Here is a 24,194-nt window from a genome sequence, read left to right on the forward strand (position 1 = left end):
CTCCATCTATTCTTTCACAACTAATGTACCTAGTTTTACAAAACAACCGTTTCTCATTATACTCTTACTGTTGCAGATAATAAAGTTACGAACCGTTAAAGTTTAGATTGAGAAGAGAAACGAGGGATACCATGATGAAAGATGTCATCGTCATCGGAGGAGGCCCAAGCGGCCTGATGGCGACCTACGCCGCCGCCAAAGCCGGAGCGAACACGCTCCTGATTGATAAAGGTTCGAAGCTCGGACGCAAGCTCGCCATTTCTGGCGGCGGGCGCTGTAACGTCACGAACCGCAAGCCCGTCGACGAACTGATTCAGTTCATTCCGGGGAACGGGCGCTTCTTATATAGCGCCCTCGCCCAGTTCGACAACCAGTCGATTATCGACTTGTTCACCGGGTTCGGCATCCCATTAAAAGAAGAAGACAACGGCCGGATGTTCCCAGTGACGGACAAAGCGCAAGATGTCGTCAACACGCTCCTCGGCGCCATCGACGCACTCGGTGTCGAGATTCGCAAAAACGCGAAAGTGAAGACGCTCCATTTTAATGAAGCAAACGAGTTTGAAGCGGTCGAACTGGAGGACGGTGAACGCATCGAGGCAGGCGCCTGTGTCATCGCTGTCGGCGGACAATCTGTCCCCCACACCGGCTCGACCGGCGATGGATATCCGTGGGCCGAGAAAGCCGGGCACACGATCACGGAACTGTTCCCGACCGAGGTTCCGATTTTGTTGAACGATGCCTTTATCGGCACGAAACAGCTTCAAGGGCTGTCGCTCCGGGACGTCGCCCTCACCGTCCACGGCAAAAAAGGCAAACCGATCAAGACACACCGTGGCGATATGATATTCACGCACTTCGGCATCTCGGGCCCGATCGCCCTCCGGTGCAGCCAATATACGATTAAAGAGCGCAAACGTAGTAAAGAGCGCGTCGTCGCCCTCTCGCTCGACTTGTTCCCGGACATGGCACGTGACGAGCTGTATCAAGAGCTGTGGAACCAAGTCCAAGAACAACCGAAACGGGCCGTCAAGAACGTCTGGAAAGGGTTTATCCCGGAACGGATGCTCGACCTGTTGTTGGCCGACCTCGCTTTCGGTGAAGAAGACGCGAGTCAGTTGAAGAAACAATCGGTCATCGATTTTGCGACACGACTGAAGACGTTTGAGCTACATGCGACCGGGACGCTCGATTTCGACAAAGCGTTCGTCACCGGCGGCGGCGTCTCTGTCAAAGAGATCGCCCCGCAGACGATGATGTCGAAGAAAGCGGACGGCCTGTTCTTCGCCGGCGAGGTGCTCGACATTCACGGCTATACAGGTGGTTATAACATCACGGCCGCCTTCACGACCGGGCATTGTGCCGGGTCGCACGCCGCAGAATTTGCTGTACGTACAACCGTATAAAAGAGAGCCTATCGCGCGCGATAGGCTCTCTTTTTGGTGTCACTGTTTCGCTTCAAGTTGGCGTCGCACTTCCGCCTCGAGCTCTGGCTCGGGTGGCAACCAGCCTTCCGGCTTCATGACCTTATTGTCTGACGCGCGCAGGATCGGCTTACCATCCGGACCGAGCTTCGCCATATTGGCGCGCTGCACGATCTCGAACAACGGCACCGGGTCGAGCCCGAGCTCGACGAAACTGCCCATCACGAAATAGAGGGCGTCCGTGAGCGCATCACCTTGTCCGACGAGTCGCTCGACGTCATTTGTCGGTGGGGCGTCCTGGAGCGATTTCTGAACAGCCTGTTCGAATCCTTGTTGGAACGTGGCGACGGCTTGCAGGAACTCTTCCTCGTTCCATGCCGATTGATGTAAAAATTCGACGACGGCCTCTTCTGCCGTCCAGACCGAACGTTTGACGGCCCGGTCTAACTCGAGCGGCTGTGGCGCACTCGCTTCCGGGTGCCCGAACGTCTCATGGAATTGGCGAACTTCTTCATAGAAATAGCGTTTGCTCATATGATTCTCTCCTATCAGTCGACCGAGACGAAATCGTCAAGGTCGAACACATCTGGTCGCACGATGGCGAAAATTTCATTGTCTTGCAAAAACATACCGGTCGACCCGTACACACGAGGAGTGACCATCTGTCCGTTCATCGTCCCTTCATCCGGGTTGATCGTGTAGAGGACGAGTTCTTCTGAATCGAGGACGTAAATGCGTCCCTGGCGTTCGACGAGGCCGACACCGCGGAAGTTCTCGAACTTCTGTTGAATCGAGGCGCTCATCCCTTCGGTCGTGAGCGGTTTTCTCGACTCAATGGCCCACTCCGTCTCAGGCGCTGGCGCTTCTTCGGCGTCTGCCTCATCAGCCGTGGTCGCCGTATCGGCGTCTGAATCCACTTCGGTCGTCGCATCCGTCTGGTTCGCATCGGCTGTTTCTTCTGTCTCTGGCTTCGCTTCAGCATCGGTGGCCGTCTCATCCTCGAGCGTCCGTTCTTGGACGTATAAAAGTTCCACGTCGGGCGTGTCCGCCAAACGGCTCATGATTTTCAGTCGTTTCGTCTCCTCGTCATAACCGAGGCCGAACAATCGGTCTGTCGAGGCGATTCCTTTAATCAATTTGCGTCGTTGTTCCGTCCACCGGCCTTCTTCACGCTCGATTGTCACGAGAACCCCATTCGCCGTGACGGCATAAATCTTGTCCTCGGAAATCATGCGCATACCGATGAACTCGCCGAACCGGTAGGGCTGTCCTTCGTTGCTGAGGATGAGTGACGCGTTCACGCGATTGGCGTTCCCGCTCACTTCGAAAAATTCTTTATTTTTCGTCAAGACGAGATATGACCCAATCGTGTCACTATAGTACACTTCGTCGAGCTGTTGAATCTGTTCGAGGGCATCGGTCGTATCGATATCCTCCTCGTCCGGCGAGGCTTCGACGGGAGGTACAGATGTCGCTTGGTGACTCGTTTGAATCTCTATTTTTTCAAACGTCGAGGCGATTTGGCTTTGAATATCCTCGTCCGAAAAGACGAACACATAGCACAAAATCACACCGACGACGACGGCAAACAGCGTCGTATATAGTACGTAAGAACGTTTCATGGACGTTTCGTCCCCTTTACATGCAGTATCGCCCTTTAGTGTAACAAACCCGCCCCGAAAAGAAAACGACATCATACAAAAGAAAGGAACGTGTGACAATGTCACACATTCCTTTGCTTATCCAACGACGATATTGACGAGCTTACCTGGAACGACGATCACTTTGCGGACCGTCTTCCCTTCCGTGAACTCTTGAACGCGTTCGTTCGCGAGCGCATCGGCCTCGAGCGCTTCTTTCGAAGCGTCGCGGGCCACGTGCATCTTCGCACGAAGCTTGCCGTTCACTTGGATGACGACTTCAATCGTGTCGCTGACGAGTTTCGACTCATCAAACTTCGGCCATGCCGCATACGTCAAGTCTTCCGTCATGCCGAGACGCTCCCACAACTCTTCGGCCAAGTGTGGCGCGACCGGGGCGAGCATCTTAACGAAGTTGACCATTTCTTGTTTCGGAAGCGTGTCTTGTTTATACGCTTCGTTGATGAAGACCATGAGTTGCGAAATCGCCGTGTTGAAACGGAGCGCCTCATAATCTTCTGTCACTTTCTTCACCGTCTGATGGTACGTCCGTTCGAAGTCGGCAGTCGGCGCGACGTCTTGAAGCTCTGTCTGATCGAACAAACGCCAGACACGGTCAAGGAAGCGACGAGCGCCGTCGAGACCGTTCGTCGACCAAGCGATGGCCGCATCGAGTGGTCCCATGAACATCTCGTAAAGACGAAGCGTGTCGGCTCCGTGCGACTTGATGATGTCATCCGGGTTGACGACGTTCCCTTTCGATTTCGACATCTTCTCGTTGTTCTCACCAAGGATCATCCCTTGGTTATAGAGTTTTTGGAACGGCTCTTTCGTCGGGACGATGCCTATATCGTAGAGCACTTTGTGCCAGAAACGAGCGTAGAGCAAGTGTAGGACCGCGTGCTCCGTACCACCGATATACAAATCGACCGGAAGCCAACGCTTCAACTTCTCTGGGTCCGCGATCATGTCTTCATTGTGCGGATCGATGAAGCGAATGTAGTACCAGCAGCTGCCGGCCCATTGTGGCATCGTGTTCGTCTCGCGACGACCCTTCTCACCCGTCACTGGATCCGTGTACGTCAACCACTCGTCTGCGTTCGCAAGCGGCGATTCACCCGTACCCGACGGTTTGATTTCATCGATAATCGGGAGTTCGAGCGGGAGGTCTTCGACCGGGACCGTCTTGAGCGTGCCATCTTCCATATGAACGATTGGAATCGGCTCGCCCCAATAGCGCTGACGGCTGAACAACCAGTCGCGGAGACGATACGTCGTCTTCGCACGGCCAGTGCCGGCAAGTTCAAGCTCTTCGATGATCTTGGCGATCGCGTCGGCTTTATTGAGACCGTCCAAGCTACCTGAGTTGACGTGGACGCCATCCTCGACGTAAGCCGCCTCATCCAAGTTGCCGCCGGTGACGACTTCACGGATTGGAAGGTCAAACGTCTTCGCGAACTCATAGTCGCGCTCATCATGTCCAGGAACGGCCATGACCGCACCTGTACCATACGTTGACAACACGTAGTCAGCAATCCAGATTGGAAGCTTCTCACCATTGACCGGGTTGATCGCGTAAGCGCCAGTAAACACGCCTGTTTTCTCTTTAGCAAGATCGGTCCGTTCGAGATCTGTCTTTTTCGAGACTTCTTCGACGTACGCCTCGATGGCGACGGTTTGTTCCGGTGTCGCGATTGCTTTCACGAACGGGTGCTCCGGTGCGAGCGTAACGTATGTCGCGCCGTAAAGTGTGTCCGGACGTGTCGTGAACACCGTGACGACTTTTTCGTGACCGTCGACTTTGAAATCGACTTCGGCCCCGACCGACTTGCCGATCCAGTTGCGTTGCATCTCTTTGACGCTGTCTGGCCAGTCAAGCCCTTCTAAATCATCGAGCAACCGCTCTGCGTATTCCGTGATGCGGAGCACCCACTGCTTCATCGGGACACGGTAAACCGGATGGCTGCCGCGCTCTGACAAGCCGTCGATGACTTCTTCGTTGGCGAGTACCGTCCCGAGGGCCGGGCACCAGTTGACGGCGACTTCGTCGACGTAGGCGAGTCCGCGGTCATGGAGCTGTGTGAAAATCCATTGCGTCCACTTGTAGTATTTCGGGTCGGTCGTGCTGATTTCACGATCCCAATCGTATGAGAAACCGAGCTCTTTCAACTGGCGGCGGAATGTGCCGATGTTGCGCTCTGTGAACTCGCGCGGGTCATTCCCTGTGTCGAGGGCATATTGCTCGGCCGGAAGACCGAACGCGTCCCACCCCATTGGATGGAGGACGTTGAAGCCTTGCATCCGTTTCATGCGGGCGATGATGTCCGTCGCCGTGTAACCTTCCGGGTGACCGACGTGAAGGCCGGCTCCTGATGGATATGGGAACATGTCAAGGACGTAGAAACACTCCTTGTCCGGGTCTTCTGTCGTCCGGAACGCATCTTTCTCGTCCCAACGTTTTTGCCATTTCGGCTCGATGTCTTGATGTTTAAAATAATCCAAAATTCATCCTCCTCTGCATAATAAAAAGCCTTCCGCCCCGGTAATGGGACGAAAGGCTTGAAAGCTTTCCGCGGTACCACCCATGTTGCATTTCTGCCACTTGAGACGCCGATAACGAGGCGTAACTCCGGTTCACCTTACTGTTCGTTCAGGCGAACTGCTCCAAGGCGAGTTCTCGCAGTCCATATACCGGTTCACACCACCCACCGGCTCTCTACAAATACAGACGTCACGATACTATTCCTCTTCTACGCATGTGTATGATCTCACTCGTTCATTTTAGCCCAATCTGTTTTAGAGCGTCAACTTGATTTTTCAGGCACTCGGATGTCTTTCATAAAAATGAAGAACGCGAGCGCGATGGCCGTGAGCAAGAATAGCATTGTGAAGACGGCACCGATGCCGAATACGTCATAGACGAGGCCCGATAAGGTCGGGCCGATCATCCGACCGACCGAGGCCGCGATATTGACGAGTCCTTGGAACTGTCCTGCTTTCCCCGGCGGTGCGAGTTTCGCGGCGATCGTCGGAACGGCCGGCCAAATGAACATCTCCCCGATCGTCATGACGACCATCGCGACCATGAACATCGTAAAGCCCCCCGCGAACGGAACGACCGCGAAGGCGGCGAGGAAAATAACGGCGCCAACGATGAGTTGCTTCTTCAAATCGTCTTCAAAGTAACGAAGGGCCCGGTTGAGGAGCGGTTGAGCGAACACGATCAAGGCGCCGTTCACCGTCCAAAGGAGCGAATACTGGCTGATTGTCACGCCGAGGTCTTTCGAATGGACAGCGATCGTGCCTTGCCACTGCACGTAAACGAACCAAAGGGCCGCGTAACCGATGGCGACGAACCACATCGATTTCATCGTCGCGCCGGACAACGTCGTCGCCGCAGCCTCCAGCTGCGATTGGACGACCGGACGGGCCGGGTCTTTCAAATAACGGAGCCCGAACAAGAGGACGACGACGAACAAGACCGATAAGAAGAAGTTCGCGTAAAAGATCCACTCGATGTCGATGCGCGCGATTTGCCCGCTCATCGCTGTCCCGAGGGCGACCCCGACGTTTTGAGCAACATAGATCGCGTTGAACGATCGTCGCCCCCCTTCCGGCCAGATCAAGCCAGCAAAAGCGTATACTGTCGGGAAGACGAGGCCACCCGAAAACCCAATCAATCCAAGCCAGCCCAAGTAACCGAGGAATGTGGCATGAAACAACAAGAAGCCGAGCGAGCTCGCGAGCAACAGCCCGACCGCGAGGATGAGCGTCCGCTTCCCGCCGATCCGGTCAAACAGCGTGCCCCCGATATAGTTCCCAGCGATGGCGAGCGCCGAGTTGACGAGGAGGGCAATCCCTGCGAGCGTCATCGATTCGCCTAAATATCCATTTATATAGAGTGTGTTAAATGGCCATAAAAAAGACGCCGCCGTTGTATTAAGCGCCATCGCAATGACCAAAATCCATACCGAAATCGGCATTTTATTGTTCATACCAGTTACTCCTTTCATTCCCGTTTAACGATAAAAATTCGGCACGACGGCCGAATCAAGAATAAGTCCTTCTCCAAGCTAACGGAACGCCCCATAACTGTCAAGAAAAATTACTTATTATGAAGTAAACACGAGGAGAGCTTGTGATAGCATGAGCAAAGAAGGAGAGGATATTCATGCAACATCCATTTGGTGACGCCAGATACCACAAATTAAATGAAGCATATCGCCGTGAGTTCGGCGGGAAAGTATTCAAGGTACCGCTCGACGGCGGTTTCACTTGTCCGAACCGGGACGGGCTCGTCTCGAAGGGCGGCTGTACGTTCTGTTCGGACGACGGCAGCGGTGATTTTGCCGGCAACGCCTGCGATCCGATCCCGGTCCAATTTGCCGAAGTGAAGGCACGGTTGCATCGGAAGTGGAAAGAAGCCCGCTACATCGCTTACTTCCAAGCGTTCAGCAACACGTATGCCCCCGTCGCCCGGCTCCGGGAATTGTTCGAGCCTGCCCTTAAAGAGGAAGGTGTCGTCGGTCTATCGATTTCGACCCGACCGGACTGTCTGCCGGACGACGTCGTCGACTATCTCGCCGAGTTGAACGAGCGGACGTCCCTCACGGTCGAACTCGGTCTACAGACGATTCACGATGCGACAGCGAAAAAAATCAATCGTGGCCATGACTATAAGACGTTCCTCGAAGGTCTCGCCAAGCTCCGCCGACGCAATATAAGCGTGGTTGTCCATATCATTAACGGTCTCCCTGGCGAGACGACAGAGATGATGCTCGACACGGCGCGAGAAGTTGCTAAAATGGACATACAAGGAATCAAGATCCATTTGCTCCACGTCTTGAAGCACACGCCGCTCGCCCGTCAGTACGAAAAAGGATTGCTCGAGCTCATGGACGAGACGACTTACGTCTCCCTCGTCTGCGACCAGCTTGAGACGTTACCGCCCGAGATCGTCATCCATCGGTTGACCGGTGACGGGCCACCGGATCTGTTGATCGGTCCGACGTGGAGCCGGCACAAGATGGCCGTTTTGAACGCCATCGATGCCGAACTGGTGCGTCGTGATTCCTTCCAAGGAAAAAAGAAGGATGAGAGCCATGGGATTAATGAGAGTCTTACCGTTCGCGAAGTACCTACTCCGTGAACACGTCACACCTGGTGCCGTCGCCATCGATATGACGGCCGGCAACGGGCACGATACATTGTTTTTAGCCGAACTCGTCGAGGCGACGGGACACGTCTACGCGTTTGATGTCCAAGCAGCGGCGGTCGAGGCGACACGCATTCGCATCGAGGAAGCAGCATTGACGGACCGCGTCACTGTCATCCACGATAGCCACGACACCGTCCGAGAAATTGTAGCGGACGAGACACGCCCAATCACAGCCGCCGTGTTCAACCTCGGTTATTTACCGGGAAGCGACAAGTCGGTCACGACGACGGGCAATACGACCATCGACGCCCTCGAGCAACTGCTCGACGTCATGGCCGTCGGTGGTGTCATCGTCGTCGTCATCTATCATGGCCATGATAGCGGCAAAATCGAGCGCGACGAGGTGCTCGCCTACGTCGAGGCACTCGACCAAAAGCGGGCCGGCGTCCTCCGTTACGGCTTCATCAATCAAATCAATCATCCCCCGTTCATCGTGGCGATTGAAAAACGTGCATGAAAACAGGCGACTCGAGCGAGTCGCCTGTTTTGTCATTCTCGAATCAATTCATAAAACGTGATGAGCGTCTCCGCGAACTTCGTGTTCAATCGTTCATAGCCGAAATGTGGGAAGCCTTCGAGCCGGCGGATGTATACTTGATCGCCGCCGATTTTTCGACAGACGTTGAGCGTCAGCTTCACATCGGCGAAGCGGTCGTCCGGCGCATAGAAGCAAGCGAGTGGGAGGCGCGGCAAATGTTTCTTCTCTTCTTGATGCTCGACGATCTCTTCCTCGATTTCCCGGTATTGCCCGTAGGTGATCTCACCAAAGCGGGACGACTCTTCGCCTGCACCCATGAACGTCATCATGCCGAGCGGCAAATCCGGACGGAAACGGTCGACCGCACTCGCGACGACTTGTTTCAATCCGCCGATTTGGCGGGACGGATGCCAATCGAACAAGGGTGAGATATACGTCAAACTGCCGAGCGGCACATCGTATTCCTGGAGCAATCGGTTCGTTAACAACGCCCCGAGACTGAAGGCGATGACGTGAATCGGCAGTTTGTACTGGCTCGCCTCGCGTAGCGTGTTCTTGATTAACAGCTTATGGTCTTCCGCCGTCAAGCCGACCGTCTGTCCGGTCACGACGAGAACTTCATATTCGTCACGTAACCGTCCTAAAAACGCCTCGCTCAAGCGTGACGTGAACTGGAGCGGATAGACGATCACGATGACCCCTTTTCGTGATTCTTCTTCGTATGTCATACTGTCACCTCATTTTATTATGTCCATGTTTTTATACTAACAAAAAACATCAGCTGAGACTGATGTTTGTCAGAAAATCCGTCTAGGGTCTTAGCTCGGGTCATAGCGCAAATGAATCAGTTCCATCGGTTGGTCGTACACTTCCTCTTGAATCCGATTCAATTCGATGAACGCCTCATGGTTCAAAAAGGCGATCGCCTGCTCGTTCGAACTCTCGACGTACAGTTCGATCGGTTGAACTTTACGTTCGCGCAGATGAGACAATAAGGCCGTTCCGAGACCTTGTCGGTGATGGGTCGGATGAAGATAGAGCCGGAGCACTTCCCACGTATCCCCGCGGTCGATCGCATGATAGAACCCGATGACGTCGCCTTCGGCTTCACCGACAATGAACAACTGCTCTTTCGCTTCCTCGCTTGAACTGATGGCGCGGACGATCTCTTCTTGCTGATAAGCCCGTTCCATTACTTTTGAACGAACCTCGTCTTGTTCACTGACCGTTGCGAGCGCAATATCGCGGATGGTGGCGGCATCTTCTGGTACGGCTTCCCTGATCTTCATAACGGCATCCCCCTTTTGGCCAATCTAGTAGTATCATTCCCCATCAGCAAAAAAATATCCTGCCCGCTCATTACTTTTTGATGTCGAAATGAAGGAAGACGTTATTTTCCATTTTGACTCGGGTATAAGAGTATCAATGCCAACTTACAAAAAGGAGTGTTACTATGGAACCGAAACTACAACATGATCCAAAACTAGAGCAAGCCAACAATCCAAATCGTCAGTTTGACCAAACAAATGCAGGTGGCCCTAAAATCACCGTCGTGACCGGGATGCTCCTCGGCGCCCTCGTCGGCGGTCTGCTCGCCTTACTTAGCACGTCGAACCGTGAGAACACGAAACAATCGTTCTCGAGCGCGAAATCGTCGGTCGGCGGTCTCGTCGATACAGTCAAACAAGACCCAGCCGGCAAGGCCTCACAAGTCATTGACCAAGTGAAATCGGCTTCTGGAATCATCCAAGAAGTTGCCACTGACGTTCAAAACGTATACGAGAAAGTCGCTGGTGAAGTCGACACGGTCAAAGAAGACGTGAACAAAGTCGTCGGCACGGCGCAAGAAGCGAAGTCAGATCTTCAATCGATCGGCGAGAAAGTTGTCGATGCGAAAGATACGGCGCTCGGGCAAGAAACTTCATCCGACACGTCATCAAGCAATAACGAATCATCGAATGACAACAAAACACAAGCCTAACAAAAAACGACCTTTCGCTGAGAAAGGTCGTTTTTACTGTCTTATGCGAAGCGTTTCGCGCCTTCTTCAAGCACTGCCGCTTTATCCGTTTGCTCCCATGGGAGTTCAACGTCTGTACGACCGAAGTGGCCGTAAGCTGCTGTCTGCTTGTAGATTGGACGGCGAAGGTCGAGCATCTTGATGATGCCGGCCGGACGGAGGTCGAAGTTCTCGCGAACGAGTTCGACGAGCTCAGTCTCGCTCAATTTACCTGTGCCGAACGTGTCGACTGCGATCGATACCGGGTGGGCAACGCCGATCGCGTAAGCAAGTTGAACTTCTGCTTTGTCAGCAAGTCCCGCTGCAACGAGGTTTTTCGCTACGTAACGAGCCGCGTACGCCGCTGAACGGTCAACTTTGGTTGGATCTTTACCTGAGAACGCGCCGCCGCCGTGGCGAGCGTAACCACCGTACGTATCGACGATGATCTTACGTCCTGTAAGGCCTGCATCCCCTTGTGGTCCACCGATGACGAAACGGCCAGTCGGGTTGATGAAGTATTTTGTATCCGCGTCGATGAGTTCAGACGGGATGACCGCGTCGATGACGTGCTCTTTCAAATCAGCTTGGATTTGTTCGAGTGTGATGTCTTCGGCGTGTTGTGTCGAGATGACGATTGTGTCGATGCGAACTGGGTTGTTCGCTTCGTCGTATTCGACCGTCACTTGTGTCTTACCATCAGGACGAAGGTAAGCGAGCGTGCCGTTCTTACGAACTTCTGCCAAACGACGTGACAATTTGTGTGCGAGTGAAATCGGGAGCGGCATGAGTTCTGGTGTCTCTTTTGTTGCGTAACCGAACATGAGACCTTGGTCACCAGCGCCGATCGCATCGATTTCTTCTTCAGTCATTTGTCCTTCACGAGCTTCAAGCGCTTGGTCGACACCTTGGGCGATGTCTACCGATTGCTCATCAATCGATGTGAGGACAGCACAAGTCTCTGCATCAAAACCATATTTTGCACGTGTGTAGCCGATCTCACGAACTGTTTCACGAACAACTTTCGGGATATCCACGTAAGTTGATGTTGTGATCTCACCTGCTACGAGCACGAGACCTGTCGTGACAGATGTCTCAGCCGCAACGCGGGCGTTTGGATCTTCAGCTAAAATCGCATCCAAAATCGCATCTGAGATTTGGTCACAAATTTTATCCGGATGTCCTTCCGTGACGGACTCCGAAGTGAAAAGTCGACGGTTCAAGTTTGCCATTTCGAAAAACCTCCTATAATAAGGGTGATGTGTGGACGGTACTCGTTCCCCTTACGCGTTGCTTTGGGACGGTAATGAAAAAAACCTTTCGCCATGTTCAATGGGAAAGGTTGAATCGTTCTTCCTTACCCTCTTATCGTTCGAAGCTTGCGCTTCGCTTCAGGATAGCACCTTTTCCGAATAACAATGACAAATCGGACGGTTGCTGGGCTTCGTAGGGCCTTGTTCCCTCCACCGCTCAGAATAAGAGTATCCGTTACGAAGACCATCATATAAATGACACCCCGTTCTGTCAAGCGTATCGACTGAATTCGTAAAACTTTTCACGAACTCGCAATAGTTATGTTTGTGAAATATCAAACATTTTTTTGTCGGTTTTCGATTTTGTACTATGACCTGGTACAGAATATGTTAGAATGACAGTGTAAGAAAGCGCTTACTTTAAAGGGTAAAAAAGGCTTGTTTTTGATTAGTATGTCACATATAATAAAAACGTCATACTAATTAAACGCGGAAGTATGCGGATTTCATCCACATCTATTTAGGGGAAAGGTGGGATTCAGGATGGCGACAACGCTCCTGAAAATCGAAGAATTAATTAAAGGTGCCGACATGATGCGGAACTTAACGGTTCCAGAATTGGTGGAAGAAGCCATTCGCAACGGGGAAGGCGTACTGACGAAAGACGGGGCTTTATCGGTCAGTACAGGTAAATTCACAGGACGGTCACCGAAAGACAAATTCGTCGTGCAAGATGAAGTCAGCAATCATTTAGTAGACTGGGGTCCGGTCAACCAACCGATCGCAGAAGAGAAGTTCACGGCACTGCTCGATAAAGTGCTCACGCATCTCGAGACGAAAGACAAGCTCTATTATCTCGAGGCGTCTGCCGGGGCTGACGAGCATTATACGCTCCCGGTCCGGGCCATCACAGAATACGCGTGGCACAACTTGTTCGCGAAACAGTTGTTCTTGCGCGAATGGCCGACACAAGGTGCCTTTGATCCGTTCACGGTCATCTATGCACCGAGCTATAAGGCCGATCCGGAAGTCGACGGGACGAACTCCGAAACGTTCATTCTCGTCTCATTCGCCAAACGGACCATTCTGATCGGGGGAACAGAATACGGCGGCGAAATTAAAAAATCGATTTTCTCAGTCATGAACTTCCTGTTACCGGAACAGCACGTCTTGTCGATGCATTGCTCGGCGAACGTATCGGACGCCGGCGAGACGGCTCTCTTCTTCGGGCTATCGGGTACCGGAAAGACGACGCTATCGGCCGACACAGAACGTCATTTAATCGGGGACGACGAGCATGGTTGGTCTCCTGACGGCGTCTTCAACATTGAAGGCGGTTGCTACGCGAAGACGATCAACTTGTCGCGTGAGAACGAACCTCAAATCTACGATGCCATTCGATTTGGCTCGTTGATCGAGAACGTCGTCTTGGACGAGGAACGGGCGCCAGACTACAAGAACATCTCACTCACTGAGAACACACGGGCCGCCTACCCGATTCAATTTATCGATAACGCGATGCTTCCGTCACGAGCCGGGCATCCGAACACGATCGTCTTCTTGACGGCAGACGCGTACGGCGTCCTGCCTCCAATCAGCAAATTGACGAAGGAGCAGGCGATGTATCACTTCTTGTCAGGCTATACGTCGAAGCTAGCCGGCACGGAGCGCGGCGTGACGGAGCCGCAGGCGACCTTCTCGACATGTTTTGGGTCACCGTTCTTGCCGCTCGCACCGGAACGCTACGCCGACATGCTCGGCACGTTGATCGAGAAACATGACGTCGACGTCTATCTCGTCAATACCGGTTGGACCGGCGGAGCTTACGGCGAAGGATCGCGGATGAAGCTCGCCTATACACGGGCGATGGTGAACGCGGCCGTCAACGGGAAACTCCGTGACGTCGAGACGACGCGCCATGACATCTTCAACGTCGAGATCCCACGCCACATCGACGGGGTGCCAGACGACGTGCTCAACCCACGGGGCACATGGAAAGACGGGGCCCGCTACGACGCCGAGGCGGCAGCGCTCGCCCGTAAGTTCCAAGACAACTTCAAACGATTCACGAAAGCGAGTGAGGCGGTCGTCGCGGCCGGCCCAATCATCGTGTAATAAAAAATGACTAGCGCCTGGTTCAGGCGCTAGTCATTTTTTGGTGCGACGGCTAACATCCAGTCCATCGCCTCATCGGTCGTCTTCCACTTTTCCCAAAACGGGAGTTGATGAGCGAACGGGACGATCCAAAGTTCGGCCCGCCCCCCCATCCGTTCGGCCACGGCTGTCGCATGGCGGAGCCGCACTTGCTCGTCGTCTGTCCCGTGAATCAATAACGTCGGGGCCTCCCAGTCCTTGTAGAGGGGTGAACGCTCCACATACGCCTCACGAGCCGCTTCCGGGTCACCCCCGGTCATACGGCGGAGCATTTTCCGCATCGAGCGTTGCTCTTCGTACGTCCATTCCAAATTGGTGACACCCGCCCATGACGTCACGGACGTGAGCGGCCGCTCCGCGGCGAGCGACAACGCCATCATGCCCCCGCGCGAGAAGCCAAGGGCATGAATGAGCGTGTCCGTTCGATGGACGCGATCATAGAGGGACAAGACATCCTCTAAATCGGCCCCGCCGAAGTCTTCTTTCCCGCTCCCCCCATGGTTACCACGGTAAACAGGCGCCACGACGTGGAAGCCTTTGGCCGCGAACTGCATCAACCGGGGCAAGCGCACGTCCCCGATGCGTCCTGTTCCGCCGCGCAAATAAAACAGGACGTGCCCGTTCGGTCGCGTCGGCGTGATCGTATAGGCGACGACATCCTCACCATCGCGCGTCGCGTACCAGCCACGGTGGACCGCATAACCGGCATATGGAGGGAGGACCTCGATCCGGTCAAACCATTCGTTTTTCATGTAACACCTTCATCGTTTCCGGGAGCACCCGGTCTTTCATCATGAAACTGTACCGGTTGTTTCGGAGCAGATTCGTTGGCAGTTCCTTCATGAGCACGGCGCCGTCGGTCTCATCGACGGCCGGATGGTCATCGAAGCGCTCGATCTCGGCGAAGTAAATATTTTTGATGACCGTGTCCCCGCGCCCGAGCACGCGGTATTGTCCGAGATAGTGCAGCGTCTTCACGACACCACCCGTCTCTTCATACACTTCCCGAATCGCGGCATCGTCCTCATGTTCGCCGGGCTCAACTTTTCCACCCGGGAACTCGAGTCCGCGTTGCTTATGCTTCGTCAGCACCCATTGATTCTCGTAGCGAGCGACGACCCAGACGTGGAGCGGTGTATCCGAAAATGGATAGTGCGCAAAGCTCAACTCGACTTTATTGTGATAGTAGTCCGTGAATGTCAACATAGTCCATCCCTTTCTTTCCCCTGTCTACTCTCACTTTACCTTGTCTTCCCCCAGTTTCAAACAAAAAAATAGGCCCGCCAGAGCGGACCTACTCAAAATTATTGGTTCAAGCGCTTTTCAAGCTCAGCTTTTTGTTCTTCGTAACCTGGTTTTCCAAGCAACGCGAACATGTTCGCTTTATACGCTTCGACGCCCGGTTGGTTGAACGGGTTCACCCCGAGAATGTATCCGCTCATCGCGCATGCCTTCTCGAAGAAGTAGAACAAGTAACCGAGGTGGTACGGCGTCATCTCTGGCAATTCGACAACGAGGTTCGGTACTTCTCCGTCCGTGTGGGCAAGGAGTGTTCCTTCAGCCGCTTTGTCGTTCACGAATTGAATCGTTTCGCCAGCGAGGAAGTTCAAGCCGTCGAGGTCTTGCGCGTCTTCTGGCACGTTCATCGCGTGACGGACGTTCGTGACACGGATGACCGTCTCGAACAAGTCACGACGACCTTCTTGGATGTATTGTCCCATCGAGTGGAGGTCGGTTGAGAAGTCGACAGCCGCCGGGAAGATCCCTTTGTTGTCTTTTCCTTCTGATTCGCCGTAAAGCTGTTTCCACCACTCCGACACGTAGTGCAAGGCCGGTTCGTAGTTGACGAGCAACTCGATCGACTTGCCTTTCGCATACAAGGCGTTACGGACGACCGCATATTGGTACGCCTCGTTCTCAGAGAGCTCTGGTGACGAATAGGCGTTTTGTGCGTCGCGTGCACCTTCCATGAGGGCGTCGATATCGATGCCTGCCGCAGCGATTGGAAGGAGTCCGACCGGTGTGAGGACCGAGAAGCGGCCTCCGACGTCATCCGGGATGACGAACGTCTCGTAGCCTTCCGCATCCGCAAGCGTCTTCAAGGCGCCACGGGCACGGTCTGTCGTCGCATAGATGCGCTCACGAGCACCGTCTTGACCATACTTGTCTTCCATGAACTGTTTCAAGACACGGAACGCGATCGCCGGCTCTGTCGTCGTACCCGATTTCGAGATGACGTTGACCGAGACGTCTTTGCCTTCGAGCACCTGGAGCAACTCCGTCAAATAAGTAGACGAGATGTTGTGACCGGCGAAGAAGACTTGTGGCGCGTTGCGCTCTTCTTTTGACAATACGTTGAAGAATGAATGTTGAAGCATCTCGATGGCCGCGCGTGCGCCGAGGTATGATCCACCGATCCCGACGACGACGAGGACGTCCGAGTTCTCACGGATTCGTTCCGCGGCCGCTTTGATGCGGGCAAACTCATCCGTATCGTAGTTTGTTGGGAGGTCGACCCACCCAAGGAAATCGCTACCTGCCCCGCTGCGGTCATGGATGACCGAATGCATTGCTTTCACGGTTTCTTGCAATTGATCGACTTCATGTTCCCCGACGAAAGACAGGGCGTTTGAATAATCGAAACGTACAGTTGACATGTCATTTCCTCCTTTAAATCGCTCCTTGAAGAGCCATACATGACCCATCATAAACGGAAACGTCGGATTCGTTCAATCATTATTGCAAAATAGGCATCAAATCGCCTTATTTGCTCAACTCAAGAATCGCTGCCACGTCTTCACGTTCGAGTGTGCGGAAGCGACCGAACGCCCCGCGTTTCATCGCCGAATCCAAGATGGCGTCGAACGTCGACTCGTCGATGTCATAGTCACGGAGCGAGCTTGGCGCGCCGAGCTCATCGAAGAAGGCACGAACGGCTGCAATCGTACGCTTCGCCGTTTCCAAATCCGTGTCAGCCGGTTCGACGTTGAACACTTCTGTGCCTAAGCGTGCGAAACGTGCTGCATTGTCTTCATCGAGTACATGTTCCATCCAGCGCGGGAACAGGATCGCGAGTCCGCCTGCATGCGGGATGTCATGGACAGCCGAGACCGCATGTTCGATGTTGTGCGATGCCCAGTCGCCCGAGGCACCCATTTGGAGCACACCGTTCAAGGCGATCGTACCTGAGAACAAGATGATGGCGCGCAAGTCGACATTTTCTAAATCGTCGACGAGTTTCGGTGCCGATTCGACGACCGCTTTCAACACGCCTTCCGTCATCCGCTCTTGAACCGGCGCATGGTTCGGGTGGAAGTACTGCTCGAAACAGTGGCTCATCATGTCGACGATGCCGTAAATCGTTTGGTCTTTTGGCACTGATACCGTGTAACGTGGGTCGAGGATCGAGAACGTCGGATAGACGAGCGGGTGACCCCAGCCGTACTTCTCTTGTGTCTCCCAGTTCGTGATGACCGAACCTGAGTTCATCTCAGAACCGGTCGCCGCGAGCGTGAGCACCGTACCGAACGGGATCGCTTCCGTCGGGATGTGGTCACGGAGCACGATGTCCCAAGCGTCGCCTTCATACGGGATGGCCGCCGAGATGAGTTTCGTGCAATCGATGACCGAGCCGCCGCCGACCGCGAGCAATGCGTCGATGTTTTCTTCACGCGCTTGTTTGACGGCACGACGTACCGTCTCGATGCGCGGGTTCGGTTCGACGCCTGAGAAGTCGACGAAATCGATCGAGGCGTTGTTCAGTTCCGCCACGACTTCATCGTACGTGCCGTTCTTCTTGATGCTCCCGCCTCCATAGACGAGCATCACTTTCTTGGCGTCAAGCGCCTTCAACTCGCTCGCGAGTTTTTCAATCTGATGTGTCCCGAAAATAAGTTTCGTCGGGTTCTTGTATTCAAAGTTGTGCATGTTTCATCCTCCTTCGAAAATATGTAACACCTACACTATATACCCTGTTTTTTATGATTGAAAAGCAATCAGGCCTGAGCGTAGATACGGTCGATGATCGTATGGAGCGTCACCGCCTGTTCCGCTTGCAGGTACGATGGCTCGTGCCGACAAGCCTCAAGGAACGTGCGAATCTGACTGGCGTACGGATCTTCGAGCGTCAGATGGGCCGGTGTTTTATCGAATAAGGCGCCATGCTCTTCCGTATGGAGTTGGAGTGGAAAGAGCGAAGCCCCGCCCATCGTGCCCCGTAGTTCGACCCGCATCATGTCAGCCGCCTCGACATTGGCCATGAAACTCGCGTCTAAAAACAAAGATGCTCCGTTGTCGAACGTGACCATCGCCCGGGCCGTGTCTTCGACCGAGAACGCCTCCGCGTCCCAATCACCCATCAGCCCGACACCAGGCCGTGTGCCGAGGTATTGACCGACGTGACCGATCACATCGACAGGCTTCGGATAATCCATCAAATACAAGGCGAGGTCGAGCATATGTACCCCGATATCGAGCAGTGCACCGCCTCCTTGCAGTTCCTTATCCGTGAACACGCCCCATCCCGGGATGCCACGACGCCGCAGGGCAAGGGCCGTCGCCGCATAAACGTGACCGAGTTCCCCGGCATCGATCATCCGTTTCAATAGTTGTGTGTCCGACCGGTGCCGATAATGGAATCCGTAATGCAGCGTCCGCTCTGCCTTCCGGGCCGCTTCTAGCATCTCGTTCGCCTCACGGGCCGAGATGGCCGGCGGCTTCTCACAAAGGACGTGGCATCCTGCCTCGAGTGCGGCGATGACTTGCGCTTTGTGGAGCGCGTTCGGCGTACATACACTGACCGCATCGAGTTGTTCTGTGACGAGCATCTCTTCGACCGTCTCGTACACCCGTTCGATTCCAAACTGTTCAGCCACCGCTTCCCCGCGCTCTCGCGTCCGATTCATGACGGCGACGACGTCGGCCCCTGCCGCGATGTATTGCGGGATATGGGCAGTCTTGGCAATTCCACCCGTACCGATGATTCCGATTCTCATGGTCCTCACTCCTTTTCTGTACTGTTCGTGAACGAGCGGGACATTTCCTGTACAAAAAAAGACGACCTGCACATGGCAGGTCGTCTCAATCACTTACTTCTTGAAGTTCGTGTTTTTGATCCAGTCTTCGAGCTTGTCCTTGAGGACAGTGAATCCTGGAGCTTCTTCTTGCTTGAAGTTTGAAGCTTCGTTGCGGCGTGGTGCGCCACGACGAGCTGGCTTAGCCGACTTCTCGCGTTTTGGAGCTTCTTGTGTCGCTTTCATTGAAAGCTTGATTTTCTTAGATGCTTCATCAACATCAAGAATCTTCACTTCAACTTCTTGACCGACTTGAACGTACTCGTTCACGTCTTTCACGTAGTCGTGTGAGATTTCAGAGATGTGGACAAGACCTTGAGTCTCGTCGTCGAGTGCGACGAACGCACCGAAAGGTTGGATTCCTGTTACTTTACCTTTTAAAACTTGATCTTTTTCGTATTTTGCCATTACAAACACTCCTATGCTAAATTCATCAACTTACTATAACATACTTTTTTCGATAAAGTGTACAAATTAGTAAAAAAGATTATTTGAGATTATTTTCGTGTTTCAAAGTCGACGGGTCGGGTAAATACAAATCAAGCAAGACTTCAAGTATTCCCCCCTGATTCCGCTAGGCTAACGCCTAGCCCTTTTTTTGTTCAAAAGCTTGTAAACGGTCGCTGTGCGGCCACCTCAAACACCGTCTCCCCTACCATCTCATTCAATATAATCGCGTTCCGATATACGGCCATCCCTAAATTCGTTGCCGCCGGCCCGTGCGAATGTTCCAAGTTCGTATGGGTGAACAGATTGCCGGTCAACCGAGTCTCCGTCGCGATTTGATAGAGGTTGTTGACGCGCCATAGTCGTTCCGCTTCCCATTCGATGTCAAAACGTTCGACCCACTCCGGAATCCGCGGTCGATACCCAGTCGCCGCCACGACCGCATCATATTCGTTCGTGAACGATTCACCGCTATGCTGCTGAGTCCCTTCGACCATATAGCTCGATGAGTGCGATACGCGCTCGATTTCGATTTGGGTACACAAGTTCGTCGCTTGGTCCGTCCCGTCCGCCGTCCGATGATATAACGCCCCATAGATGGCACGGAGCGTGTCCGGATTGACGCCATTGCGGAATCGTTCGAACGACTTCCCAAGCTGCTCACGTTCCGCGTACGGTAATCGATTGAAATACTCGATATACGACAAGCTGAAGATCTCTTCCCCGAGTTTGCCGCTCTCGAGCGACTCGAACACGTCCGAGCGCGTCACCCAATCGATTTGTTGCCGCGTTTTATCGGATCGACTCAATAAATCGAGATACACCTCCGCCGCGCTCTGCCCGCTGCCGATGACGACGATGCGGTCCTTTTCAAGCAATCGTTCCCGCTCCATTCGATACGAGCTCGTATGGATGACGTCTTGGAACGCCTCTGGGATGAGCGGTTCGGCCCCGGTCCCGATGACGACGTGTCGCGACGATAGCGTCTCTTCGCCTTTAGGCGTCGCGACCGTGACGAGGAAGCCTTCCTGTGCCGGACGGACGTCGACGACCCGGTGCGAGAACTTGATTGTGTCGAGCGAGGCAGCGATCGCCTGCAAATAGCGATTGAACTCTGTCCGGGGAATCGTCGGGCTCTCTTGGACGATGAACGTCTGCAGTCGGCCCGCCTGCTTCAAGTAGTTCAAATAACTGTGCCGGCTCGTCGGGTCAGCGAGCGTCACAAGGTCATATAAATAATGCGTCTGCATCGTCGCCGCTTCGAGCAACATTCCTTCATGCCAATTGAAGTCGGCCCGCTCTTCAAAACATATCCCCGTCAATTTGGTCGATTCGCTGAGCGCCATCAAGCCGAGATTGTACGGGCCACATCCGATTGCTACAAAATCCACTCGTTCCAATGACCTCACCTCGCTCGTCTTTTCCCATCTATTATACCACTAAAACGTAAAACAGACCCTCATCGCTGAGAGTCTGTCACTGTCGTCGTCACTTCGAACTGTTTCATGAACCGATCGATGCGACGAATCGCTTCTTGTAATTGTTCGACCGACGTCGCGTAACTAGCCCGGACGAAGCCTTCACCGCTCTCCCCGAAGGCGTTGCCCGGCACGACCGCGACCCGTTCCTCGAGCAAGAGACGCTCGGCGAACTCTTCGCTCGTCAATCCGGTATGGCGAATCGATGGGAAGGCGTAGAACGCCCCACCCGGTACGTGCGTCGGTAACCCGGCATCATTGAGGGCCTGGATGAAGTAGTTACGACGCTGCCGATAGCTCTTCACCATCTTCGGTACATGCTGGTCGCGGCTCTTCAGTGCCTCGAGACCGCCGAACTGAACGAGCGTCGGGGCACACATCATGCCGTACTGATGAACTTTGAGCATCTCCCGTGTCACGACTTCCGGCGCACATGTGAACCCGAGCCGCCAGCCTGTCATCGCGAACGCCTTCGAGAACCCGTTGACGACGATTGTCCGCTCGCGCATATCATGAAGCGTCGCAAAGCTTGTGAACGGCTCGTCATATGACAGTTCGGCATAAATTTCATCACTGACGACCCAAAGGTCATGTTTCGTCGCGAGTTCCGCGATCTCGGTGAGTTCTTCACCCGTCATCGTCGCTCCGGTCGGGTTTGACGGGAAGCAGAGGAGCATCGCTTTCGTGCGCTCCGTGATCGCCGCTTCGACGTCTTCCCGGTTCAGACGGAACCCGTTCTCCGGACGACAGGCGACCGGGACGACCGTCCCGCCGGCGAGCTCGATGAGCGGCCCGTACGAGACGAAAGCCGGTTCAACGACGATGACCTCGTCACCCGGGTTGAGGAGAGCCCGGAAGGCGATATCGAGCGCCTGCGACGCGCCCGTCGTGACGATCAGTTCCGTGGACGGGTCATATGTCGCCCCGAACCGGTCCTCCATGTAACCAGCGATTTCTTGACGTAACTCGAGGAGACCGGCGTTCGCGCTATAGGCCGTGTAGCCTTGCTCGAGCGCCGCATAGCTCGCCTCGCGCACGTTCCACGGCGTGATGAAATCCGGCTCTCCCACCCCGAGAGAGACGACGTTTTCCATCGTTTGCGCCAAATCGAAGAATCGGCGAATGCCGGACGGCTTCATTGAGACGACTTGTTGGGATAGTGACTTCATGGCGTAATATTCAACCGTTTGTCTTCGACTTGTGGGGTGAATAAAATGCCATCATGCTTATACGTCTTCAATTTGAAGTGCGTCGTCGTCGAGACGACCGAGTCAAGCGGTGACAATTTGTCCGAAACGAACGACGCGACGTCTTGAAGCGAGTTCGCCCGAATGACGACTTGCAGGTCGTAAGCCCCTGACATCAAATAGAGTGCCGTCACTTCCGGGAAGCGATAAATGCGTTCCGCGACCTCATCGAAACCACGACCCCGTTTCGGAGTGACTTTGACGTCGATGAACGCCGTGACATCGTGGCGATTGATTTTTTGCCAGTTGACCATCGCCCGGAAGCCGAGCAAGATGCCGTCCGCCTTGAACTTTTCGAGCATCGCCTCGACAGTCGCCTCGTCGGTCGCGAGCAAGTTCGCCAACAGTTTCGTCTCGAGGTAGCCTTTCTCTTCGAGCAGCTCGAGCAATTCTAGTTCTTTCGATGTATACATAGTTATTCTCCTTCCGTTCTACCGGGGAACGCCCCTGTGAACGTTCTCTCTGTCTGTCTCACATAGTCCCGTCGTTCGGCTTGGACGATATGGAAGTTTTTCATCTCCATATCGACGAGGCCGTGCTTGTGACAGAACCGATCAAAGTAACGACGACGCGTCTCATCTTGTTTGGCCGACAGATTATCCGTGCCATTGAACGCATAGAGCACCGTCGCGCGGGCCGGATGACGAATCGTCCCGACCTCACTGACACGTAGAATGAAATCCCAATCCCAGTAGTTATAAACGTCCTCGTCGAACGATCCAATCGTCTCGTGGAGCTGTTTTCGATAGAGCGTACCGGACGGGATAAACGTCGAGTCTTGGCGAAGTCGTTCCAAATCGAGGGCGTAGGCGAATGCCTCCCAGTCGGTGACGCGACGGCGCCCATCTTCCCACGTAAAGCGGAACAGTTCCGCGTCCGTGAAGACGAGGTCGGCCGAACGGATGTCCTCGAGCGCTTGTTCGATATGGGTCGGCATGAGCAAATCATCATCGTCGAGCAACAGGATATAGTCGCCGCTCGCTTCCTGTACGCCGCGATTGCGGGCTTTGACGTGATGATTCTCGCCAAGCTCGATATATCGAATCGATAATCGATTCAAAAAAGGCGCCAAAAGATGCTGTTTTGGCGGCCCGTCATTATTGATCACAAGTACTTCAAACTCCCCGAACGTCTGGACGACCAGACATTCGAGCAGTTCCGTCAGTTCCGTCTCCCGCGAATGGACCGGGATGACGATGGAAACGAGCGGGTTCATCCGCGGTAAGCAGTTTCGACGTGCGGCAAGATGGCTTCCCAGCTGACGCCGTTTTCTTTCGATACCGTGACGAAATCGCCATAGGCGAATACGCTCTCGACGCCTTCGATGCCGACGAGTTTCGCGAGAAGCGGTTGGTCCGTCTCTTCGCCGGCTTTCACGCTTTGGCTTTTCGCGCCGAAGACGTTCTCAGGAAGTGTAATTTTCATTGCATTTGGATTCGGTGTTGGATCGATACGTAACATCGTGGTTCCCCCTTATAGTTGACAAGATTCTGAAGACGCGAGTAGTCGTGCCGCCATGGCCCGTGTTTCTGGTTCACTTGGACAGTCGCCAAAAGCGTCTGTTAAGATCTGTCGAATCACGTCATCCAATTGATCGATCGAATCGACGTGAATGAGCGCCAAGGCGATATCGTCAAACTCTGGTCCATACGACCCAAGCCCGTAACCGAGTGGGTCCCATGCTAATAATAAGTCTTCTGCTCTCATTTGTTAAACCCTTCTTTTTACCTTGATTTCAAATCGTACTCCCTCAATCTACCTCACTTTTCAGTTCGATGCTAGTG

24 protein-coding genes, 1 riboswitch and 1 other annotated feature are annotated in these 24,194 nt (G+C 53.9%); of the genes, 5 read left to right on the plus strand and 19 right to left on the minus strand.

The window, feature by feature from the left end; all coding sequences use genetic code 11:
• Nucleotides 1-131: 131 nt before the first annotated feature.
• Nucleotides 132-1,406 (plus strand): BaiN/RdsA family NAD(P)/FAD-dependent oxidoreductase, encoded by a 1,275-nt coding sequence (locus tag KNP60_RS08830; protein WP_034778302.1) that lies wholly within the window; start codon nucleotides 132-134, stop codon nucleotides 1,404-1,406.
• 39 nt (nucleotides 1,407-1,445) lie between these two features.
• Here the strand turns inward: KNP60_RS08830 and KNP60_RS08835 are convergent, their stop codons facing one another.
• From KNP60_RS08835 to KNP60_RS08850, 4 genes are all read right to left on the minus strand, one after another.
• Nucleotides 1,446-1,958 (minus strand): pyrophosphohydrolase domain-containing protein, encoded by a 513-nt coding sequence (locus tag KNP60_RS08835; RefSeq protein WP_214797301.1) that lies wholly within the window; start codon nucleotides 1,956-1,958, stop codon nucleotides 1,446-1,448.
• A gap of 14 nt (nucleotides 1,959-1,972) precedes the next feature.
• Nucleotides 1,973-3,046: a hypothetical protein gene (locus tag KNP60_RS08840; protein ID WP_214797302.1), complete on the minus strand. Its 1,074-nt coding sequence runs from the start codon at nucleotides 3,044-3,046 to the stop codon at nucleotides 1,973-1,975.
• A gap of 117 nt (nucleotides 3,047-3,163) precedes the next feature.
• Complete coding sequence (gene leuS / locus KNP60_RS08845) at nucleotides 3,164-5,566, minus strand: leucine--tRNA ligase (RefSeq protein WP_214797303.1); 2,403 nt, start codon at nucleotides 5,564-5,566, stop codon at nucleotides 3,164-3,166.
• Between the two features lie 41 nt (nucleotides 5,567-5,607).
• Nucleotides 5,608-5,826: a binding site (T-box leader), on the minus strand.
• Between the two features lie 42 nt (nucleotides 5,827-5,868).
• Nucleotides 5,869-7,059, minus strand: a complete 1,191-nt coding sequence (locus KNP60_RS08850; RefSeq protein WP_214797304.1) for an MDR family MFS transporter — start codon at nucleotides 7,057-7,059, stop codon at nucleotides 5,869-5,871.
• Nucleotides 7,060-7,235: 176 nt separating this feature from the next.
• On the opposite strand from KNP60_RS08850, the gene mnmL reads away from it, so the two are divergent.
• Nucleotides 7,236-8,213, plus strand: a complete 978-nt coding sequence (gene mnmL, locus KNP60_RS08855; protein ID WP_214797305.1) for a tRNA modification radical SAM protein MnmL/YtqA — start codon at nucleotides 7,236-7,238, stop codon at nucleotides 8,211-8,213.
• Complete coding sequence (mnmM, locus tag KNP60_RS08860; RefSeq protein ID WP_034778311.1) at nucleotides 8,167-8,739, plus strand: tRNA 5-(aminomethyl)-2-thiouridylate-methyltransferase MnmM; 573 nt, start codon at nucleotides 8,167-8,169, stop codon at nucleotides 8,737-8,739. The genes mnmL and mnmM overlap by 47 nt, the downstream gene beginning before the upstream one ends.
• 32 nt (nucleotides 8,740-8,771) lie before the next feature.
• On the opposite strand, the gene KNP60_RS08865 is transcribed toward mnmM, so the two are convergent.
• Together KNP60_RS08865 and KNP60_RS08870 are read right to left on the minus strand one after the other, a co-directional pair.
• A complete protein-coding gene (locus KNP60_RS08865) occupies nucleotides 8,772-9,488 on the minus strand; it encodes an alpha/beta fold hydrolase (protein WP_034778316.1) in 717 nt (238 codons plus the stop codon).
• A 90-nt stretch (nucleotides 9,489-9,578) separates the two neighbouring features.
• Nucleotides 9,579-10,049 (minus strand): GNAT family N-acetyltransferase, encoded by a 471-nt coding sequence (locus tag KNP60_RS08870; RefSeq protein WP_034778317.1) that lies wholly within the window; start codon nucleotides 10,047-10,049, stop codon nucleotides 9,579-9,581.
• Between the two features lie 164 nt (nucleotides 10,050-10,213).
• On the opposite strand from KNP60_RS08870, the gene KNP60_RS08875 reads away from it, so the two are divergent.
• On the plus strand, nucleotides 10,214-10,741 hold the full coding sequence (locus tag KNP60_RS08875) for a hypothetical protein (protein WP_214797306.1): 528 nt from the start codon (nucleotides 10,214-10,216) through the stop codon (nucleotides 10,739-10,741).
• Nucleotides 10,742-10,782: 41 nt separating this feature from the next.
• Here the strand turns inward: KNP60_RS08875 and metK are convergent, their stop codons facing one another.
• Nucleotides 10,783-11,991: a methionine adenosyltransferase gene (gene metK, locus KNP60_RS08880; RefSeq protein WP_138859148.1), complete on the minus strand. Its 1,209-nt coding sequence runs from the start codon at nucleotides 11,989-11,991 to the stop codon at nucleotides 10,783-10,785.
• 130 nt (nucleotides 11,992-12,121) lie between these two features.
• Nucleotides 12,122-12,241: riboswitch (SAM riboswitch) on the minus strand.
• 314 nt (nucleotides 12,242-12,555) lie between these two features.
• Between metK and pckA the strand changes: the two genes are divergently transcribed.
• The gene (pckA, locus tag KNP60_RS08885; RefSeq protein WP_034778322.1) at nucleotides 12,556-14,127 is read left to right on the plus strand and encodes a phosphoenolpyruvate carboxykinase (ATP); all 1,572 of its coding nucleotides are present in this window, start codon (nucleotides 12,556-12,558) and stop codon (nucleotides 14,125-14,127) included.
• Nucleotides 14,128-14,156: 29 nt separating this feature from the next.
• Here the strand turns inward: pckA and KNP60_RS08890 are convergent, their stop codons facing one another.
• The 12 genes from KNP60_RS08890 to KNP60_RS08945 form a co-directional block, all read right to left on the minus strand.
• Nucleotides 14,157-14,918 (minus strand): alpha/beta hydrolase family protein, encoded by a 762-nt coding sequence (locus KNP60_RS08890; RefSeq protein ID WP_214797307.1) that lies wholly within the window; start codon nucleotides 14,916-14,918, stop codon nucleotides 14,157-14,159.
• Nucleotides 14,899-15,372: an RNA deprotection pyrophosphohydrolase gene (gene ytkD, locus KNP60_RS08895; RefSeq protein WP_034778327.1), complete on the minus strand. Its 474-nt coding sequence runs from the start codon at nucleotides 15,370-15,372 to the stop codon at nucleotides 14,899-14,901. The genes KNP60_RS08890 and ytkD overlap by 20 nt, the downstream gene beginning before the upstream one ends.
• Nucleotides 15,373-15,470: 98 nt before the next feature.
• Entirely contained in the window at nucleotides 15,471-16,823 is a 1,353-nt protein-coding gene (locus KNP60_RS08900; RefSeq protein ID WP_034778329.1) for a glucose-6-phosphate isomerase, read from the minus strand.
• A gap of 106 nt (nucleotides 16,824-16,929) precedes the next feature.
• Nucleotides 16,930-18,093, minus strand: coding sequence for an iron-containing alcohol dehydrogenase (locus KNP60_RS08905; protein ID WP_034778331.1), 1,164 nt, complete (start codon nucleotides 18,091-18,093; stop codon nucleotides 16,930-16,932).
• Between the two features lie 68 nt (nucleotides 18,094-18,161).
• Nucleotides 18,162-19,160 carry a Gfo/Idh/MocA family protein gene (locus KNP60_RS08910; protein WP_214797308.1) on the minus strand — a complete coding sequence of 333 codons (999 nt, stop codon included), beginning with the start codon at nucleotides 19,158-19,160 and terminating at the stop codon, nucleotides 18,162-18,164.
• Nucleotides 19,161-19,253: 93 nt separating this feature from the next.
• Nucleotides 19,254-19,646, minus strand: coding sequence for a S1 domain-containing post-transcriptional regulator GSP13 (gene yugI / locus KNP60_RS08915; protein WP_016509788.1), 393 nt, complete (start codon nucleotides 19,644-19,646; stop codon nucleotides 19,254-19,256).
• A 194-nt stretch (nucleotides 19,647-19,840) separates the two neighbouring features.
• A complete protein-coding gene (locus tag KNP60_RS08920) occupies nucleotides 19,841-21,076 on the minus strand; it encodes a lysine N(6)-hydroxylase/L-ornithine N(5)-oxygenase family protein (protein WP_353048646.1) in 1,236 nt (411 codons plus the stop codon).
• A 68-nt stretch (nucleotides 21,077-21,144) separates the two neighbouring features.
• Nucleotides 21,145-22,332: an aminotransferase gene (locus KNP60_RS08925; RefSeq protein WP_214797310.1), complete on the minus strand. Its 1,188-nt coding sequence runs from the start codon at nucleotides 22,330-22,332 to the stop codon at nucleotides 21,145-21,147.
• Complete coding sequence (locus KNP60_RS08930; RefSeq protein ID WP_021065542.1) at nucleotides 22,329-22,823, minus strand: Lrp/AsnC family transcriptional regulator; 495 nt, start codon at nucleotides 22,821-22,823, stop codon at nucleotides 22,329-22,331. Before KNP60_RS08930 ends, KNP60_RS08925 begins: the two co-directional genes overlap by 4 nt.
• A 2-nt stretch (nucleotides 22,824-22,825) precedes the next feature.
• A complete protein-coding gene (locus KNP60_RS08935; RefSeq protein WP_214797311.1) occupies nucleotides 22,826-23,626 on the minus strand; it encodes a glycosyltransferase family 2 protein in 801 nt (266 codons plus the stop codon).
• Nucleotides 23,623-23,871 (minus strand): NifU N-terminal domain-containing protein, encoded by a 249-nt coding sequence (locus tag KNP60_RS08940; RefSeq protein WP_214797312.1) that lies wholly within the window; start codon nucleotides 23,869-23,871, stop codon nucleotides 23,623-23,625. The genes KNP60_RS08935 and KNP60_RS08940 overlap by 4 nt, the downstream gene beginning before the upstream one ends.
• A 12-nt stretch (nucleotides 23,872-23,883) precedes the next feature.
• A complete protein-coding gene (locus tag KNP60_RS08945; protein WP_034778345.1) occupies nucleotides 23,884-24,117 on the minus strand; it encodes a DUF1871 family protein in 234 nt (77 codons plus the stop codon).
• Nucleotides 24,118-24,194 lie beyond the last annotated feature (77 nt).

This window comes from Exiguobacterium sp. s5 (genome assembly GCF_018618075.1).
GTDB lineage: Bacteria > Bacillota > Bacilli > Exiguobacteriales > Exiguobacteriaceae > Exiguobacterium > Exiguobacterium mexicanum_A.

Coding starts and splice junctions, on each gene's coding strand:
- KNP60_RS08830 (WP_034778302.1), top strand. CDS start 132: ATGATGAAAGATGTCATCGTCATCGGAGGAGGCCCAAGCGGCCTGATG.
- KNP60_RS08835 (WP_214797301.1), bottom strand. CDS start 1,958: ATGAGCAAACGCTATTTCTATGAAGAAGTTCGCCAATTCCATGAGACG.
- KNP60_RS08840 (WP_214797302.1), bottom strand. CDS start 3,046: ATGAAACGTTCTTACGTACTATATACGACGCTGTTTGCCGTCGTCGTC.
- KNP60_RS08850 (WP_214797304.1), bottom strand. CDS start 7,059: ATGAACAATAAAATGCCGATTTCGGTATGGATTTTGGTCATTGCGATG.
- mnmL (WP_214797305.1), top strand. CDS start 7,236: ATGCAACATCCATTTGGTGACGCCAGATACCACAAATTAAATGAAGCA.
- mnmM (WP_034778311.1), top strand. CDS start 8,167: ATGGGATTAATGAGAGTCTTACCGTTCGCGAAGTACCTACTCCGTGAA.
- KNP60_RS08865 (WP_034778316.1), bottom strand. CDS start 9,488: ATGACATACGAAGAAGAATCACGAAAAGGGGTCATCGTGATCGTCTAT.
- KNP60_RS08870 (WP_034778317.1), bottom strand. CDS start 10,049: ATGAAGATCAGGGAAGCCGTACCAGAAGATGCCGCCACCATCCGCGAT.
- KNP60_RS08875 (WP_214797306.1), top strand. CDS start 10,214: ATGGAACCGAAACTACAACATGATCCAAAACTAGAGCAAGCCAACAAT.
- metK (WP_138859148.1), bottom strand. CDS start 11,991: ATGGCAAACTTGAACCGTCGACTTTTCACTTCGGAGTCCGTCACGGAA.
- pckA (WP_034778322.1), top strand. CDS start 12,556: ATGGCGACAACGCTCCTGAAAATCGAAGAATTAATTAAAGGTGCCGAC.
- KNP60_RS08890 (WP_214797307.1), bottom strand. CDS start 14,918: ATGAAAAACGAATGGTTTGACCGGATCGAGGTCCTCCCTCCATATGCC.
- ytkD (WP_034778327.1), bottom strand. CDS start 15,372: ATGTTGACATTCACGGACTACTATCACAATAAAGTCGAGTTGAGCTTT.
- KNP60_RS08900 (WP_034778329.1), bottom strand. CDS start 16,823: ATGTCAACTGTACGTTTCGATTATTCAAACGCCCTGTCTTTCGTCGGG.
- KNP60_RS08905 (WP_034778331.1), bottom strand. CDS start 18,093: ATGCACAACTTTGAATACAAGAACCCGACGAAACTTATTTTCGGGACA.
- KNP60_RS08910 (WP_214797308.1), bottom strand. CDS start 19,160: ATGAGAATCGGAATCATCGGTACGGGTGGAATTGCCAAGACTGCCCAT.
- yugI (WP_016509788.1), bottom strand. CDS start 19,646: ATGGCAAAATACGAAAAAGATCAAGTTTTAAAAGGTAAAGTAACAGGA.
- KNP60_RS08925 (WP_214797310.1), bottom strand. CDS start 22,332: ATGAAGTCACTATCCCAACAAGTCGTCTCAATGAAGCCGTCCGGCATT.
- KNP60_RS08930 (WP_021065542.1), bottom strand. CDS start 22,823: ATGTATACATCGAAAGAACTAGAATTGCTCGAGCTGCTCGAAGAGAAA.
- KNP60_RS08935 (WP_214797311.1), bottom strand. CDS start 23,626: ATGAACCCGCTCGTTTCCATCGTCATCCCGGTCCATTCGCGGGAGACG.
- KNP60_RS08940 (WP_214797312.1), bottom strand. CDS start 23,871: ATGTTACGTATCGATCCAACACCGAATCCAAATGCAATGAAAATTACA.
- KNP60_RS08945 (WP_034778345.1), bottom strand. CDS start 24,117: ATGAGAGCAGAAGACTTATTATTAGCATGGGACCCACTCGGTTACGGG.